Here is a 14,900-nt window from a genome sequence, read left to right as displayed (position 1 = left end):
CGGTCCCGTGTGAAGAGGTAAGTGCTGATGTCTCAGCCGCCCAACCAGCCGCCGCAGGGCGGCTTCGGAGCCCCCCAGGACCCCCGGCAGGGAGTCCCTCAGCCGCCTGCCCAGCCTCCGCAGATGCCGCCGGCTCCGCCCGGTCCGCCGACGCCGCCCCAGCAGCCGCAGGCGCAGCCCGGCCAGCCGCAGCCCGGGTACGGCTACCCGCAGGCACCGCCGCAGCAGGCACCGCAGCCGGGGTACGGCTACCCGGGGCAGCCGGGCCAGCCCGGTCAACAGCCCGGTCCGTACGGTCAGCAGCCCGGCCAGCCCAACCCGTACGCCCAGCAGCAGCCTTACGGGCAGCAGGCGCCGTACGGCGGCTACCCCGGCGCACCCGCCCCGGGCGGCAACGGCGGCGGCAGCCCCTTCAAGGGCAAGCCCGCCGTCATCATCGGCGCGGCACTCGCAGCGGTACTCGTGATCGGCGGCGGCGTCTGGTTCGCCACCAGCGGTGACGACAGCGGCAAGAAGGAGCCCGTCGCCGGCCCCAGCAACGACAACAAGCCCACCGGCGGCCCCTCCACCGACTCGGGCGACGACTCCGCCGGCGGCCGCGACGCCGACGACGACCTCAACGCCGGCCGTCAGGCGGGCGAGGCCAAGGTCATGTGGCTGCAGAAGAACGACGTCGACGTGCCGCGCAACGGCTCCGACGTGTACGGGCCGTGGTTCACCGGCGACCTCGTCGTCAAGGCCATGTACAAGAAGGTCGCGGCGTACAACACCGCCGACGGCAAGGAGAAGTGGAACCTCCCGCTCGACACCGAGATCTGCGCGGCGCCCGTCAAGGCCGCGGACGACGGCAAGATCGTCATCGGTGTCAAGGACGGCACCACCGACAAGGCCAAGTGCAGCCAGCTCCAGATGATCGACCTCAACACCGGCAAGGCGGGCTGGAAGAACGAGGTGAAGAAGGAGGGGGCGTTCGACTTCCTCACCGACATCACCGTGGCCATCAGCGGTGACGTCGTCACCGCGGGCCGCACCGGCCACTCCACCGCCTTCAGCCTCAAGGACGGCAAGCAGCTGTGGGGCAAGCTGGAGGGCAACTGCCAGCCGTACGCCTTCACCAGCAGCGAAAAGATGATCGCCGCCGCGGCCTGCTCCACCGGTGAGGCCGCCAAGGTGCACCAGCGGATCCAGGAGCACGACCCGGCCACCGGCAAGGTCAAGTGGTCCTACCCGCTCGCCCAGGGCTGGGACGTCGACAAGGTCTACTCCGTCTCGCCGCTGGTCGTTTCCGCGACGAATCGCGAGAAGAAGAGCTGGAGCGTCATCGCCCTGACGGACAAGGGCAAGCTGCGCTCGCAGATCGACGGCGGCAAGGACAAGTTCCAGCCGCAGTGCGGCGGCTCCTTCGTCATCTTCGGCAGGAACCTCGAAGGCTGCACCGGCGTCGCCGCCGACGCCGACAGCTTCTACATGGCGACCGAGGACAAGACGAGCGGCACCGAGCGCACCAACGAGGTCGTCGCCTTCGACCTCGGCACCGGCAAGCCCAAGTGGCGTTCCGCGGCGGGCGCCGACCGCACGATGATGCCGCTGCGGATGGAGGGCGGCGACGTCCTGGTCCACATGAAGGCGTCGTACGACAAGGGCGGCGCGCTCGCGAGCATTTCGCCGTCGGGCGGCAAGCCGAAGGTGATCCTCCAGAACCCGGCCTCGACGGCCGAGATCGAGAACGGCTTCTTCTCGCAGAAGGTTGCCTACGTGGATGGCCTGCTGTACATCGTCAGTGGTCGCGTCAGCGCGCCCAACGACGAAGAGGAGAAGGAGACGAAGACCATGATGGTCTTCGGCAAGTGACGGCAGTGACTGAGTCCCGAGTCGTTTTCAAGTCCCCTTCCCCAGAGGTACGTACGCCATGACACAGCCACCGCCCCCGCCGCCCAACGAGCCTCCGCAGGGCGGGTTCGGCGCTCCGGTGCCGCCGCCCGCCGGCGGCTTCGGCGCCCCCACGCCCCCGCCCGCCGACCAGCCGCAGCCCGGCTACGGCTACCCGCAGGCCCCTCAGTCCCCGCAGATGCCGCCGGGCCAGCCGGGTCAGCAGCCCGGTTACGGCTACCCGGGTCAGCCGGGCCAGCCCGGCCAGCCCGACCCCTATGGCCAGCAGCAGGCCTACGGGCAGCAGCCTCCGCCGTACGGACAGCAGGCGCCGTACGGTCAGCAGCAGCCGTACACCTACCCCCAGGGCATGCCCCCGCAGGGTGGTGGCGGCGGCAAGCTCAACACCACGACGGTCGTCATCATCGCGGCAGCCGTCGCACTGGTGCTGATCATCGGCGGCATCTGGTACGCCTCCAGCGGCGACGACACCGGCAAGGGCGACGAGACCAAGGGCTCGTCCGCCGGCACGACCGGCGGCGGAGGCGGCGGTGACGAGAAGCCCGCACCCGACGGCGCGGGCAAGGAGCAGAAGCCCGCCGATGTCGCGGCCAAGGTCCTCTTCGAACTCCCCGCCCCGGTGGTGAAGGAGTCGGTCGCCAGCGTCAAGGGTTCTTGGATCACCGACAAGGCGTACGTCAAGAGCGGCCTCAGCGAGGTCGTGGCGCACGACTTCGACAAGGGCGCGGAGCTGTGGTCGATCCCGCTCTCGGGCGAGGTCTGCGCGGCGTCCCGTCACGTCACCAAGGACAACAAGACGGCGATCGCCTTCGCGGGGCCGAAGCAGTCCGGCCAGACGTACGCGCAGTGCACCGAGGTCGGGGTGATCGACCTCGACGAGGGCAAGCTGCTGTGGCAGAAGTCGGTCAAGGAGGGTGACGAGAAGATCACCTTCCAGGAGATCACGATCGGCGGCGACGCGGTCGGGGCCGGCGGCTTCAGCGGCGGCGCCGCGTTCGACGTCGCCACCGGCAAGGTCCGCTGGCAGCCGAAGGCCAACGCCGAGCAGTGCCGCGACGTCGGCTACGCCGGCGGCGAGGCGCTCGCCACGGTGCGCAGCTGCGGTTCGGCCAGCGACCCCCAGCTCTCCATCGAGTACCTGAACCCGAAGGACGGCACGCCGCTCGCCAAGTTCAAGATGCCCACCGGCGTCGAGAACGCGAGCATCGTCTCCACCAAGCCGCTGGTCGCGGCCGCCGACGTCGGAAAGACGGCGGGCGACGGCAGTGGTGTCACCGACTTCTTCTCGATCGACGAGAAGACCGGCAAGCTGAAGGCCAGGATCGCGGCCGACGCCGAGAAGTACGAGCCGAGGTGCCGCGACACCGAGGGCTGCACCAAGGTCGTCGTCGGCAACGGCAGGATCTACCTGCCGACCGAGGAGCACGAGGGCAGCGGCGGGGGCGGCGCCCGTACGAACGAGATCGTCTCCTTCGATCTCGCGACCGGCAAGCCCACCTCCGACCGCGCCGACGCGGGTGAGCGCTACACGATGCACCCGCTGCGCATGGACGGCGGCGACATCATCGCGTACAAGTGGCCGCCGTACGACAAGGGCGGTCAGATCGTGAGCATCAACGGCGGTTCCATGAAGCAGACGGTGCTGCTGGAGAACCCGGTCGGCGGCTTCAACAGCGCGACGTCCAGCTTCACCAAGGACGGCACCGAGTACCGGTACGCCGACGGCCGCCTGTTCATGGGGTCGGAGCTCATGAGCAAGCCGAACGGAAGCTACAAGCGCTACCTGGCGCTCGGGTTCGGCACGCACTGACACGCTGACCCCGATTGACCCGCCAGGCCCATCTGGCAACAACGGCCCCGGCAGTGGTTCACCTCCACTGCCGGGGCCGTCCCATGTCCCCCGGACCGTGGTAAGTAGTCCTGAAACGCGGGGAATTCGGCAATCCGGGCGGCTTCTCACCAGTAAGGGGCGCGCAACGTCGAACAAGCGTGTAGCTTGCCGGGGCAGGAGGGCCGGGGGGCCAGCTCCAGGGGTGTATGGGGGGTTGCTCGATGGGCGTGCGGCTCATGGTGGTCGATGACCACCGATTGCTCGCCGAGGCGCTCGCCTCGGCGCTCAAGTTGCGCGGGCACCGCGTGCTCGCGGCGGCCGCGCCGACGTCGGGAGCGGCGGAACTGGTCGTCAGCAGAGCACCCGAGGTGTGCCTGTTCGGTACGGCAACACCCGCCGGACCAGGGGTTTTCGACCCGATCGTACGCATCAAGCGCGAACGCCCGCAGATCGCGGTCGTCGTACTCGGCCCGGTGCCGAACCCGCGCGGGATCGCCGCGGCCTTCGCCGCCGGCGCGTCCGGTTACGTACGCCACGACGAGCGCATAGAGGGCGTCGAGCGCGCCATGGTGAAGGCGCGTGCGGGGGAGGCGGCGGTGGCGCCGCAGCTGTTGCACGGGGCCTTCGCCGAGCTCCTCAACCCGGCCGCACAGCCGGACGACGAGGGGCAGCGGCTGCTCCAGATGCTCACCCCGCGCGAGGTCGAGGTCCTGATGCGGGTCGCGGACGGCGAGGACACCCGGCTGATCGCGGCCGGCATGGGAATCGCGCCGAGTACGGCCCGTACGCACGTCCAGCGGGTCCTGATGAAGCTGGGCGTCGGCTCGCGGCTGGAGGCGGCGGCGCTCGCCGCGCGGACGGGCCTGCTCGACCGGGCGGGGGTGAGCGGCGGGCCGGCGGACTGACCTTCTTCCTTGCTTCTTGCTCCCGCATCACACCACTGAACAGATCCGCCCATTGACGAGCGTGTTCGCTCGTGGTTTCTTGTGTGCGGTTATGTTGGGTAGGTGTGACGAGGAGCCTGCGCGTGAAGAAGACGTCGACCCGGCTCGCCGACGGTCGTGAGCTGCTCTACTACGACTCCCGCGACGACGTCGTGCGCGAGGCCGCCGACCCGCGGCCCCTCGAACCGGTCGCCACCACCTCGCAGGTCCGCCACGACCCCCTGCTCGGCGACGCCGTCGCCGTCGCCTCGCACCGCCAGGCGCGCACCTACCATCCACCTGCCGACGAATGCCCGCTGTGCCCGTCCCGCGACGGCCGCGACAGCGAGATCCCGGCCGCCGACTACGACGTAGCCGTCTTCGAGAATCGTTTCCCCTCACTGGCCGGGGACTCCGGACGCTGCGAGGTCGTCTGTTTCACCTCCGACCACGACGCGTCCTTCGCCGATCTCACCGAGGAACAGGCGGGCCTGGTCCTGGAGGCCTGGACCGACAGGACGGCGGAGCTGGCCGAGCTGCCCCAGGTGCGGCAGGTGTTCTGTTTTGAGAACCGGGGCGCGGAAATAGGCGTCACCCTCGGCCATCCGCACGGCCAGATCTACGGTTACCCCTTCATCACGCCGCGCACGGCGCAGATGCTGCGCTCCGTGGACGCGCACCTGGAGAAAACCGGCCGCAACCTCTTCGACGACGTCGTCGCGGGCGAGCTCGCGGAGGGCGCGCGGGTGGTGCTGGAGGGCGAGCACTGGGTGGCCTTCGTGCCGTACGCCGCGCACTGGCCGTACGAGGTGCACCTCTACCCGAAGCTGCGGGTGCCGGACCTGCGGGCGCTCGACGAGGGGCCGCGCACAGAGTTCCCACAGATCTATCTGGAACTGTTGCGCAGGTTCGACCGGATCTTCGGCCCGGGTGAGCCGCCCACGCCGTACATCGCCGCCTGGCACCAGGCGCCGTTCGGCCACGTGGACGGTTTCGACCGACACGAGTTCGGGCTCCACCTCGAGCTTTTCACCATCCGACGCACTTCGGGCAAGCTGAAGTTTCTCGCGGGTTCCGAATCCGGCATGAGTGTGTTCATCAACGATGTGCCGCCGGAGGCCGCAGCGGCGCGACTGCGAGAGGTAGCGAGCGAGTGAGTCAGAAGTACATGGTCACGGGCGGTGCGGGGTACGTCGGCAGCGTGGTCGCGGCCCATCTGCTGGAGGCCGGCCACGAGGTCACCGTCCTCGACGACCTCTCCACGGGGTTCCGGGAGGGGGTCCCCGCGGGCGCCGCCTTCGTCGAGGGCCGAATCCAGGATGCCGCCGAATGGCTGGACTCCTCGTACGACGGCGTGCTGCACTTCGCCGCCTTCTCACAGGTCGGCGAGTCCGTCGTCGACCCCGAGAAGTACTGGACGAACAACGTCGCCGGGACGATGGCGCTGCTCGCCGCGATGCGCACGGCGGGGGTGCGCAAGCTGGTCTTCTCGTCCACCGCCGCGACGTACGGGGAGCCGGTCGCCACGCCCATCACGGAGGCGGCGGCCACCGCGCCGACCAATCCGTACGGCGCTTCCAAGCTCGCCGTCGACCACATGATCGGCGGCGAGTGCGTCGCGCACGGGCTGGCGGCGGTGTCGCTGCGCTACTTCAACGTCGCGGGGGCGTACGGGGCGCTTTCCGGTGTCACGTACGGCGAGAGGCACGACCCCGAATCGCACCTCATCCCGCTCGTCCTCCAGGTCGCCCAGGGCAGGCGCGAGGCGATCTCCGTCTACGGAGACGACTACCCGACCCCCGACGGCACCTGCGTCCGCGACTACATCCACGTCGCCGACCTCGCCGAGGCGCACCTGCTGGCCCTGGGCGCCGCCGCACCCGGCACGCACCTGATCTGCAACCTCGGCAACGGCAACGGGTTCTCGGTCCGCGAAGTCGTCGAGACCGTACGCAAGGTCACCGGCCACCCGATCCCCGAGATCACCGCCCCACGCCGGGCCGGCGATCCGGCGGTCCTGGTCGCATCGGCCGACCGGGCGCGCGAGGCGCTCGGCTGGAAGCCGTCCCGCGCGGACCTCGCGGGGATCGTCGAGGACGCGTGGGCGTTCGCGAGGCGGGGAGATACGCAGGTATGAGCCGAATAGCCGCCGCCTTCGGGGAGTTGTACGGAGCCGAGCCGGACGGGGTGTGGGCGGCGCCCGGCCGGGTCAACCTCATCGGCGAGTACACCGACTTCAACGACGGCTTCGTAATGCCGCTGGCGCTGCCGCACACGGCCCTGGCGGCGGTTTCGCGCCGGGACGACGGCGTGCTGCGGCTGCACTCGGCGGACGTCGACGGCGGCGTCGTCCAGTTGCGCACGGACGAGCTCGCGCCGCTCACTCCGCTCGCCCACGGGGGCTGGGCGGCGTACCCGGCGGGGGTCGTCTGGGCGCTGCGGGAGGCGGGGCACGCGATCGCGGGCGCCGACATCCACGTGACGTCGACGGTTCCGACGGGCGCGGGCCTTTCGTCGTCGGCGGCGCTGGAGGTGGTCACCGCGCTGGCCCTGAACGACCTGTACGACCTGGGCCTGTCCGCCCCCCAACTGGCTGTGATCGCGCAGCGCGCCGAGAACGCGTTCGTGGGCGTGCCCTGCGGGATCATGGACCAGACGGCGTCGGCGTGCTGTACGGAGGGCCACGCGCTGCACCTGGACACCCGGGACCTGTCGCGCCGCCAGGTCCCCTTCGACCTGGCCGCCCACGACCTCGCACTCCTGGTCGTCGACACCCGCGTCAAGCACGCCCTGGGCGACGGTGCGTACGCGGAACGCCGGGAGGGCTGCGAGGCGGGCGCGCGAGCTCTGTCGGTGCGGGCGCTGCGCGACGTCCCGTACGCGTCCCTTTCTGTGGCGCTCGCCTCGCTCCCCGACGAGAGGATCCGCCGCTACGTACGCCACGTGGTGAGCGAAAACAACCGCGTGGACCGGGTGATCGCCCTCCTGGACGCCTCCGACCCGCGCGCGGTGGGCCCTGTCCTGACCGAGGGCCACGCCTCACTGCGCGACGACCTCCGCGTGTCCTGCGCGGAACTGGACCTGGTGGTCGAGGCCGCGAACGCGGCGGGCGCGCTGGGGGCGCGGATGACGGGCGGAGGCTTCGGCGGCTCGGCGATCGTCCTGGCGGAGGCGTCCCTCACGGACACGATCACGAAGTCGATCGAAACGTCGTTCGCGACGGCATCGCGCACACCACCCCGAATTTTCGGGGCGATCCCGTCCGGGGGAGCGCACCGCATCGCGTGACGGGCGCAGCCGCAGGCTGGGGGTGGCCGACCCCCGACTTAAGCCAGCCGCTTCGCCAGGGTGAACTCCGTAACGCCTGGCGGGTAGTTGTCGATCCGGCCGGTTATCTCGTAGCCCAACTTCCGGTAGAAGTCCGGCGCCTGGAAGTCCCACGTTTCCACACGGGCGTACCGGCAGTCCCGGTCGTCCTGTGCCGTTCGCTCCGCCTGCCTCAGCAGGCGCGAGCCCAGGCCCGTTCCGCGGTGTTCGTCGGCCACCCACAGCAGGCCGATGTGGAGCCAGTGGCCCCAGGTGAAGCCGTCGAGGCCGGCCACCAGTTCGTCGCTGTCGTCCAACGCCCAGAGCTGGAGCGGGATTTCGTCCTCGGCCGGGGTTCCGTTCAGTGCGGCCATCGCCGGGGAACGGCCCGTGTTCGTGGCTTCGAGTCGTTCCTCCAATACAGAGCGTCGTTCTTTGTCGACTTCTGTCTCAATGCGAAACATGAGGCACACCTTAAACACCTCGGCCAATCAGTTCTGCGAATTACCTTCCGCTTGCCGCCCCCGCCCGTACGCTGAAGCGGAGCGCCGGTGGGGGCCGGTGCTCTGATCAGGGGGCGAGGCAGTCGGGTACGTCGCCCGGGTTGGGGCAGCAGCAGTCAGTGTGCGGCGGCGGCGGCGTCGTGACTGCGATGACCTCTTCTCCGGGCGGCGTGCCCGCTATGGTCGCTCCCCGCCGGGGGTCCGGGGGGATCCTCCGGACAACGCAGCCTGGGGGTGTCTGTGGTTCGTATCCGGGTACTGGTGGTGGACGATCACCGCATCTTCGCCGAGTCGCTCGCCGCGGCCCTCGCCGCAGAGCCCGACGTGGACGTGTCCGCGGCGGGCAGCGGCCCGGCAGCGCTGCGCTGCCTGGAGCGGGCGGCGGCGGAAAGCCGCAGATTCGACGTCATGCTCATCGATGCCGACCTCGGCGGCAGCAGCACAACCGGGCTTGTGGCCCGCGCCGTCCATCTGCCCGAACCGGGCGAGGAAGGCCTCGTCGACGGCATCTCGCTGGTGGCGGGCGTCCGTTCGGGATGGTCGTCCGTCCGTACGGTCGTACTCGCCGAAAAGGACGATCCGCGCCGCGCCGCCCTAGCCCTCCAGGCAGGGGCCTCGGGCTGGGTCGCCAAGGACTGCTCGCTGCAGCGGCTGCTGGCCGTCATCCGCGGCGTACTGCGGGATGAGACGCACCTGCCGCCCGCGCTTCTGACCGGCGTGCTACGGGAGTTGACCGCAGCCCGCAAGCACCGCACCGAGAGCGAGCGGCTCGTCGAGTCGCTGACGCCGCGCGAGCGGGAGGTACTGCGCTGCATGGTGGCCGGGCTCGGCCGCAAAGCGGTAGCCGAGCGGCTCTTCCTCTCCCCGCACACCGTCCGCACGCACATGCAGAACGTGCTGGGGAAGCTGGGCGTGCACTCCACCCTTGCCGCGGTCGCCCTGGCAAGGCGCGCGGGCGTGGGCCCGGCCGACCTAGCCGGGGATATTGTCGAACGGGGCGGTCAACTGGCGTAGCAGCCCGGCCAGTTCGCCGCGCTGCGCGCGCGACAGCTCGCCGAGGATCGCCCGCTCCTGCGCGAGCAGACCGGCCAGTGCCTCGTCGGCACGGTCACGGCCCTCCGCGGTGAGCCGCACGAGAACACCACGGCGGTCGCTGGGGTCCGGCAGCCGCTCGACGAGGCCCTTCTTCGCGAGCCGGTCGATGCGGTTGGTCATGGTGCCCGAAGTGACCAGCGTCTGGGTCAGCAACTGGCCCGGCGAGAGCTGATACGGATCGCCCGCGCGCCGCAGTGACGTCAGTACGTCGAACTCCCACGGCTCCAGCTGATGCTCGGAGAACGCGATCCGGCGGGCGCGGTCGAGGTGGCGGGCCAGCCTGGAGACACGGCTGAGGACCTCGAGCGGTTCCACGTCGAGGTCGGGGCGCTCGCGGCGCCATGCTGCGACCAGTCGGTCGACCTCGTCCTCCATGGTGATCAGTGTAGGGGGTCTGTCGACATGAAGTCTCTTGGCGTCGAGTTTCTTGACATCGAGAGACCTTGGTCGGGAAGCTGTTGCGCATGACCTCACCGACCTGGGACCCGCAGCAGTACCTCCGTCACGCCGGTCACCGCACCCGGCCCTTCGTCGACCTGCTCACCCGTATCGACGCCGAACCCGCCCGCATCGCCGACCTCGGCTGCGGCGCCGGCAATGTCACCGCGCTGCTCGCCGACCGCTGGCCCACCGCCCGTATCACCGGCTACGACAACTCCCCGCAGATGCTGGAGCAGGCCGAGCGGTACGCGGGGCCGCGGCTGGACTTCGCGTACGCCGACGCTGCCACCTGGACGCCCGAGGAGACGTACGACCTCATCGTCTCCAACGCCCTGCTCCAGTGGGTGCCGGGCCATGCCGACCGCTTCCCGGTCTGGCTCGACGCCCTCACTCCCGGCGGCGTCTTCGCCTTCCAGGTGCCCGGAAACTTCACCGCCCCCAGCCACACCATCCTGGCGGACCTGCGTGAATCCCCCCGATGGCGTGACCGGCTGCGCGGTGTGGGTGACCGGGCAGGCGCCGTCCTGGAACCGGAGGACTACCTGAACCGGCTCACCGCGCTCGGCTGCGCGGCCGACGTATGGGAGACGACATACCTTCAGATCCTCCAGGGCGAGGATCCGGTCCTGGACTGGGTGAAGGGCACCGCGCTGCGCCCGGTCCTCACGGCACTCGCCGACGACCCCAAGGCCCGCGACGCCTTCATCACCGAATACGCCACCGCCCTGCGCGCCGCATACCCTGCCGGGCCGCACGGCACGGTGTTCCCATTCCGCCGCATCTTCGCCGCGGCGCGGAAGGGGACGGCAATCTGACGGGCAACCGGCTGGAGTTCCTGGAGCCGAGCGTCGCGTGAGCGCCGGGTCGACGCATCGTCAAGTCTTGAACTGCCGCCGCCGACACGCCTCCTTGCTGGGGAAATGCGCGGATTGCCTGTCCGGTTTGCGGGCAATTGCGGCTCGTGCCAGTCTGGAGCCACAGCCGCAATCCAAGGAGGGTCCCATGATCATGGACCGCACTTCCCCGGTCGAGACGGCCGCACTGACCACACAGGTGGAGGGCTTGCTGGACTCCGCCGAACCTGAAGGCGTCTTCCGCGACACGCGTGAGTGCGGGGGTCTCCTCCTGCTCGGCGCGCTCCTGCTGCTCTCGCCGCCCACGCCCCGTCCGAAGACGGAAACCCGGTAAAGGGGTTTGCGTTGGCTGAACAGGCGCAGGGAGCAGTGCCGCTGAGCGCTGTGATCGCTGATGCCGCAAACGGCGTCGCCCTTGCCCTTCAGGGTGAGGGCGATCCGTATGCGCTCTCCCGCATTGTCCGCCAGGGTGACGCGCTGGCGCTGGCCGCGATCCGGGTGCTGGGCGCCGATGCGCTCGCGCCGTACGCGCTGGACCACCGCGCAGGACCCGGCGGCGAGGACGACCAGGCGGTAGTGCGGCAGGTACTTACCGCATACCCGCCGGGGGTTGACGCCTCCGATGTGTCCGTGTGGAGCTACCGCGGGCTGGTCGAGGCCTCGCACACCTTCCTGCCGGGTGGCGTCGACCGCTTGCCGCAGGTGCCGCAGGCCGGAGCCGCCTGGGTCACAGAAGACCCATGGCCAAAGCTTTCTCATCGGGCGTCACAACTGGCCGCGCTCGCCCTCCCCGGACTCGCGCCGGGCCTGGCCGACGAGCTGGCGGCCCGTACGGACGACCTGGCCCGCGGTTTCGTCCGGGCGGTACGCCGCAGGGACTGGCTGCAGGCCGCCGGTCTCGGTCGCTGGCTGGCCCGGCTGCCGGACGTGCCGCCGTCGCTGGGGCTCGACAACGGGCTGGCGTTCGTCCGCCGGATGAGCGAAGGCGACGCCCGGGTGGCGCTGCATGTCGTGGCCGCACGGCAGTTCTACGGACGGGGTTGGTGACCGGTGGCCGGGGCGCCCCGGCCCTGCTCGACCGTATGGTCGGCGACAGCCTGGGGTGGCTCGAAGAGGCGCGGGCCCGCTTCACCCTGCCCCCGAACGTGACGACGGACGCCGATCCCAACCGGACCCTCAAACCCCTCGGCGAACTGGCGGAACTGACCCAGTTCGTCAGGACATCGAACCCCCGCCGTGACATCCGGGAGGTGGCGGACGGGCTGTTCGCGTTCGCCTGGAACGAGACACGGGGCGGTGAGCTGTTCGCGGAGCTGATCCGTGGCGAACCCCATGCGACGTATCCGGTGGAAATGTACGGGGTCTTCGCACAGGCAGGACTGCGCAACGCCGCTGTGGAGGAGCTGTTGTCCGCTACGACAGGGCTGCGCAGTTGGCGGGTGGCGCGCGAGGATCACACCCGTACGCTCGGAGTGCTCAACGCCGAGCGGCGGATCGGCCTGCTCCAACACGCCGACTTCGACGGTGTGCTGGAGCTGACCGGCCTGGGCCTGCTGCCGGAGCCGTGGGCGCTGGACCGCAAGGCGGCGTACGGCATGACTCATGACGTCTTCCACCTCACCGACTGGGGTCGCGCCCGCCGACGATTGCCGCAGGCGTACGCCGACTACCTGCGGCTCTGGTTGCCCTCCTGGCTGGAGGCCTGGCTGGAGGAACAACTGTGGGATCTGGTAGGCGAGTTGCTCGCCGTGACGGCCTGCCTGCCCTCGGCCCCGTACGATCCGGTGGCCTGGCAGCGGCTGGCGGACGCGCAGGCGGACGACGGCAGCGTGCCCGAGATGGGCACGGCGCCGCCCCCCGGAGACGGCGCCGAAGCCTTCACCGCCTGCTACCACTCCACGCTGGTGACGGCCTTCGCGGGGACGCTGGCACGCATCGCCTCGGACGAGGCCGGGGCCGGGGCGGGATCAGCACCGGGACCTGAAGCGGAAGCCGAGTACGAAAGCGAGGTGGCCCCGTGACAGCCGCAGCCACATCCGCAGCCGCTCCCCCCGCGCTGCTGCACAGTGTCGGGGACCGGGCTCTGACCTGGCTCGACGAGCACCGCGAGTACTTCAGGCTGACCCCTGACGACCGTGCCACCGGCAGAGCCGTCGGGGAACGGCTCAAGCCGATCGGGGAGTTGGCCATCAATATGCAGGTGCTCTTCCGGGAGGGCGTGGCGGGCTCCCGCCAGCACGCGCGCGCCGGGCAACTGCTGGACTTCACCTGGCGGGAACTGCTGGACGGCGGCAATGTGCTGGCCGAGCTCCAGCACGACGAACCGTTCTCCCCCGTACCCCTGGAGATCTACGCGACCTTCCACGAGCTGGGTCTGCGCCATCCGGCACTGGAGTCGGCCGTGGAGGTCAGCCGCCGCACCCTCACATGGCCGGCGCTGGACATGGTCCCCAGCCGACGCCTCGGCGTGCTCAACGCCGAACGCAAAATGGGCCTGGCGCCCAGCTCCGACTTCGACGCTGCCGTGAGCGGTACGTGGCTGGGCAGGCTGCCCGAGCCGTGGACGGCGCAGTTCCACATCGCGTACGACGTCACGCACACCGTCTTCCACCTCACCAACTGGGGCGCTGCGCCGGACGGTATCCCCTCGGAGATCGCCTCCTACCTCGCGCTGTATCTGCCCGCCTGGATGGAGGACTGGGCGAACCTCGAACACTGGGACCTGCTCGGCGAACTCCTCGTCGTCGACGCGTGCCTGCCGAGGCCCACGCTGGACGCGCAGACATGGGAGCGGTACGCCGCCGCCCAGTCCGAATCCGGCGCGATGCCCGCACGGCACGGGATGCCGGACGGCGATGCGGCGGAGGTCTTCGATGTCGTTCACCACCCCACCCTGGTGGCCGCGTTCGCCTCCGCGATGGCCATCTCCCGCGCCCTGTCGGCCGGCTGAGCCCGATGAGCTCCCTCGCGACCGCCCCCACCACCGCTCGGGAGGACCGCCTCGCGGGCCGCCTCGCCGACGCACTCGCCGCGATCGACGCCCCGGACGTCGTGCTCGCCGTCACCCGCCACGGCCGGCGGACCCTCGCCACCGGCGGAACCGCCCTCGCGCCCGCCGTATCGCCCGCCGAACGGCCCGCCGTACCGCGCGACGCGCTGCGCTATGAACTCGGCTCGATCAGCAAGACCTACAGCGTGCTGCTGTTGGCCGCCCTGGCCCGTTCGGGCGCCCTGTCCCTCGACGATCCGCTCACCGCCCACCTGCCGGGCGGGCTGCCGCTGCGCCACCCCGCCTCACGCCGGATCACGCTCCGCCATCTGGCCACCCATACGGCGGGACTGCCCCGCATCCCCCGCGATCTGGTGCCCGGCGCCGTGATGCACCCGAACGCCAACGGCTACGCCGGGTACGGCACCGAACGCCTGCTGCGCGCCTTCGCCCGCACCCGGCCCCGCCACCGCCCCGGCACCCGCTGGCACTACTCCAACTTCGGGCTGGCCCTGCTGGCCTGCGCGATGTCCGGAGCCACGGGCGCCGACTACGCCGAGCTGCTGGCCGACCATGTGCTGAGCCCGCTGGGGCTGACCGACACGACCCTGAACCAGAGCGGCGACACGCGCACCAACGCCACCGGGCACCGCAGAAACGGCAGCACACCGGTCCCCGGCATCGAAGGGGGCGCCTTCACCGCCGCGGCCGGCGTACGCTCCACCCCCGGCGACGCGCTCAGCTACCTCGAAGCGCACCTCGCGCCCGAGGCCACGCCGCTGCGCCACGCGCTGCGCGACGTCCAGGTCCCGCAATTGCGTCGCGGTCTTCGGCGCCGCGAAACGCACACCCTGACCTGGTACCAGCACCCGGCGCCGGGCGGCCCGCTGCTCTTCCACGCCGGGGCGACCTTCGGCCAGAAGGCATTCCTCGGCTTCCACCCGGCAACCGGAACCGCGCTGGCCGCGTTCGCGACGCGCCGAGGCGAATTCCGCCGCCTGTTGGGCACCGCCTACGAGCTGCTGTACGCGCTCGCCGCCGACCCCGCACATTGAGACCCCTGCCGGG

The 14,900-nt window shown here is 70.6% G+C and carries 15 protein-coding genes; 13 read left to right on the top strand and 2 right to left on the bottom strand.

Annotated features, from left to right (window positions below; translation table 11 throughout):
• The first annotated feature begins 27 nt into the window (after positions 1 to 27).
• From PXH83_RS11415 to galK, 6 genes are all read left to right on the top strand, one after another.
• Positions 28 to 1,851 carry an outer membrane protein assembly factor BamB family protein gene (locus PXH83_RS11415; protein WP_274559460.1) on the top strand — a complete coding sequence of 608 codons (1,824 nt, stop codon included), beginning with the start codon at positions 28 to 30 and terminating at the stop codon, positions 1,849 to 1,851.
• 58 nt (positions 1,852 to 1,909) lie between these two features.
• Positions 1,910 to 3,700: an outer membrane protein assembly factor BamB family protein gene (locus PXH83_RS11410; RefSeq protein ID WP_274559458.1), complete on the top strand. Its 1,791-nt coding sequence runs from the start codon at positions 1,910 to 1,912 to the stop codon at positions 3,698 to 3,700.
• A gap of 242 nt (positions 3,701 to 3,942) precedes the next feature.
• Positions 3,943 to 4,626 carry a helix-turn-helix transcriptional regulator gene (locus tag PXH83_RS11405; protein WP_274559456.1) on the top strand — a complete coding sequence of 228 codons (684 nt, stop codon included), beginning with the start codon at positions 3,943 to 3,945 and terminating at the stop codon, positions 4,624 to 4,626.
• 122 nt (positions 4,627 to 4,748) lie between these two features.
• Positions 4,749 to 5,801, top strand: coding sequence for a galactose-1-phosphate uridylyltransferase (gene galT / locus PXH83_RS11400; RefSeq protein WP_274559454.1), 1,053 nt, complete (start codon positions 4,749 to 4,751; stop codon positions 5,799 to 5,801).
• Complete coding sequence (gene galE / locus PXH83_RS11395) at positions 5,798 to 6,781, top strand: UDP-glucose 4-epimerase GalE (protein WP_274559451.1); 984 nt, start codon at positions 5,798 to 5,800, stop codon at positions 6,779 to 6,781. Before galT ends, galE begins: the two co-directional genes overlap by 4 nt.
• Complete coding sequence (gene galK, locus PXH83_RS11390; protein ID WP_274559449.1) at positions 6,778 to 7,932, top strand: galactokinase; 1,155 nt, start codon at positions 6,778 to 6,780, stop codon at positions 7,930 to 7,932. Before galE ends, galK begins: the two co-directional genes overlap by 4 nt.
• Before the next feature lie 38 nt (positions 7,933 to 7,970).
• Here galK and PXH83_RS11385 read toward each other — a convergent pair whose 3' ends face one another.
• On the bottom strand, positions 7,971 to 8,414 hold the full coding sequence (locus PXH83_RS11385) for a GNAT family N-acetyltransferase (RefSeq protein WP_274559446.1): 444 nt from the start codon (positions 8,412 to 8,414) through the stop codon (positions 7,971 to 7,973).
• Positions 8,415 to 8,693: 279 nt separating this feature from the next.
• Here PXH83_RS11385 and PXH83_RS11380 point away from each other — a divergent pair, with 279 nt between their 5' ends.
• Complete coding sequence (locus tag PXH83_RS11380) at positions 8,694 to 9,467, top strand: LuxR C-terminal-related transcriptional regulator (RefSeq protein WP_274562779.1); 774 nt, start codon at positions 8,694 to 8,696, stop codon at positions 9,465 to 9,467.
• Here PXH83_RS11380 and tamR read toward each other — a convergent pair.
• Positions 9,426 to 9,923, bottom strand: a complete 498-nt coding sequence (tamR, locus tag PXH83_RS11375) for a MarR family transcriptional regulator TamR (RefSeq protein ID WP_214919609.1) — start codon at positions 9,921 to 9,923, stop codon at positions 9,426 to 9,428. The two genes, PXH83_RS11380 and tamR, sit on opposite strands and share 42 nt — an antisense overlap.
• Before the next feature lie 89 nt (positions 9,924 to 10,012).
• Here tamR and PXH83_RS11370 point away from each other — a divergent pair, with 89 nt between their 5' ends.
• From PXH83_RS11370 to PXH83_RS11345, 6 genes are all read left to right on the top strand, one after another.
• On the top strand, positions 10,013 to 10,804 hold the full coding sequence (locus tag PXH83_RS11370) for a trans-aconitate 2-methyltransferase (protein ID WP_274559442.1): 792 nt from the start codon (positions 10,013 to 10,015) through the stop codon (positions 10,802 to 10,804).
• 187 nt (positions 10,805 to 10,991) lie between these two features.
• Entirely contained in the window at positions 10,992 to 11,177 is a 186-nt protein-coding gene (locus tag PXH83_RS11365; RefSeq protein ID WP_420803148.1) for a hypothetical protein, read from the top strand.
• 50 nt (positions 11,178 to 11,227) lie between these two features.
• Positions 11,228 to 11,890, top strand: coding sequence for a hypothetical protein (locus tag PXH83_RS11360; RefSeq protein WP_420803217.1), 663 nt, complete (start codon positions 11,228 to 11,230; stop codon positions 11,888 to 11,890).
• Positions 11,887 to 12,864 (top strand): DUF6895 family protein, encoded by a 978-nt coding sequence (locus PXH83_RS11355; RefSeq protein WP_274559437.1) that lies wholly within the window; start codon positions 11,887 to 11,889, stop codon positions 12,862 to 12,864. The genes PXH83_RS11360 and PXH83_RS11355 overlap by 4 nt, the downstream gene beginning before the upstream one ends.
• Positions 12,861 to 13,793 (top strand): DUF6895 family protein, encoded by a 933-nt coding sequence (locus tag PXH83_RS11350; protein ID WP_274559435.1) that lies wholly within the window; start codon positions 12,861 to 12,863, stop codon positions 13,791 to 13,793. The genes PXH83_RS11355 and PXH83_RS11350 overlap by 4 nt, the downstream gene beginning before the upstream one ends.
• 5 nt (positions 13,794 to 13,798) lie before the next feature.
• Complete coding sequence (locus tag PXH83_RS11345; protein ID WP_274559433.1) at positions 13,799 to 14,887, top strand: serine hydrolase domain-containing protein; 1,089 nt, start codon at positions 13,799 to 13,801, stop codon at positions 14,885 to 14,887.
• Positions 14,888 to 14,900 lie beyond the last annotated feature (13 nt).

The organism is Streptomyces spiramyceticus (genome assembly GCF_028807635.1).
Taxonomy (GTDB): Bacteria; Actinomycetota; Actinomycetes; order Streptomycetales; family Streptomycetaceae; genus Streptomyces; species Streptomyces spiramyceticus.
Note: the sequence above shows the minus strand (reverse complement) of the source record. Positions and strands in the feature narration are given on the sequence as shown.

What these genes read in the sequence shown, in the direction of transcription:
- tamR (WP_214919609.1), bottom strand. Translation starts at nt 9,923, where the DNA reads ATGGAGGACGAGGTCGACCGACTGGTCGCAGCATGGCGCCGCGAGCGC.
- PXH83_RS11405 (WP_274559456.1), top strand. Translation starts at nt 3,943, where the DNA reads ATGGGCGTGCGGCTCATGGTGGTCGATGACCACCGATTGCTCGCCGAG.
- PXH83_RS11365 (WP_420803148.1), top strand. Translation starts at nt 10,992, where the DNA reads ATGATCATGGACCGCACTTCCCCGGTCGAGACGGCCGCACTGACCACA.
- galK (WP_274559449.1), top strand. Translation starts at nt 6,778, where the DNA reads ATGAGCCGAATAGCCGCCGCCTTCGGGGAGTTGTACGGAGCCGAGCCG.
- PXH83_RS11385 (WP_274559446.1), bottom strand. Translation starts at nt 8,414, where the DNA reads ATGTTTCGCATTGAGACAGAAGTCGACAAAGAACGACGCTCTGTATTG.
- PXH83_RS11370 (WP_274559442.1), top strand. Translation starts at nt 10,013, where the DNA reads ATGACCTCACCGACCTGGGACCCGCAGCAGTACCTCCGTCACGCCGGT.
- PXH83_RS11415 (WP_274559460.1), top strand. Translation starts at nt 28, where the DNA reads ATGTCTCAGCCGCCCAACCAGCCGCCGCAGGGCGGCTTCGGAGCCCCC.
- PXH83_RS11345 (WP_274559433.1), top strand. Translation starts at nt 13,799, where the DNA reads ATGAGCTCCCTCGCGACCGCCCCCACCACCGCTCGGGAGGACCGCCTC.
- PXH83_RS11410 (WP_274559458.1), top strand. Translation starts at nt 1,910, where the DNA reads ATGACACAGCCACCGCCCCCGCCGCCCAACGAGCCTCCGCAGGGCGGG.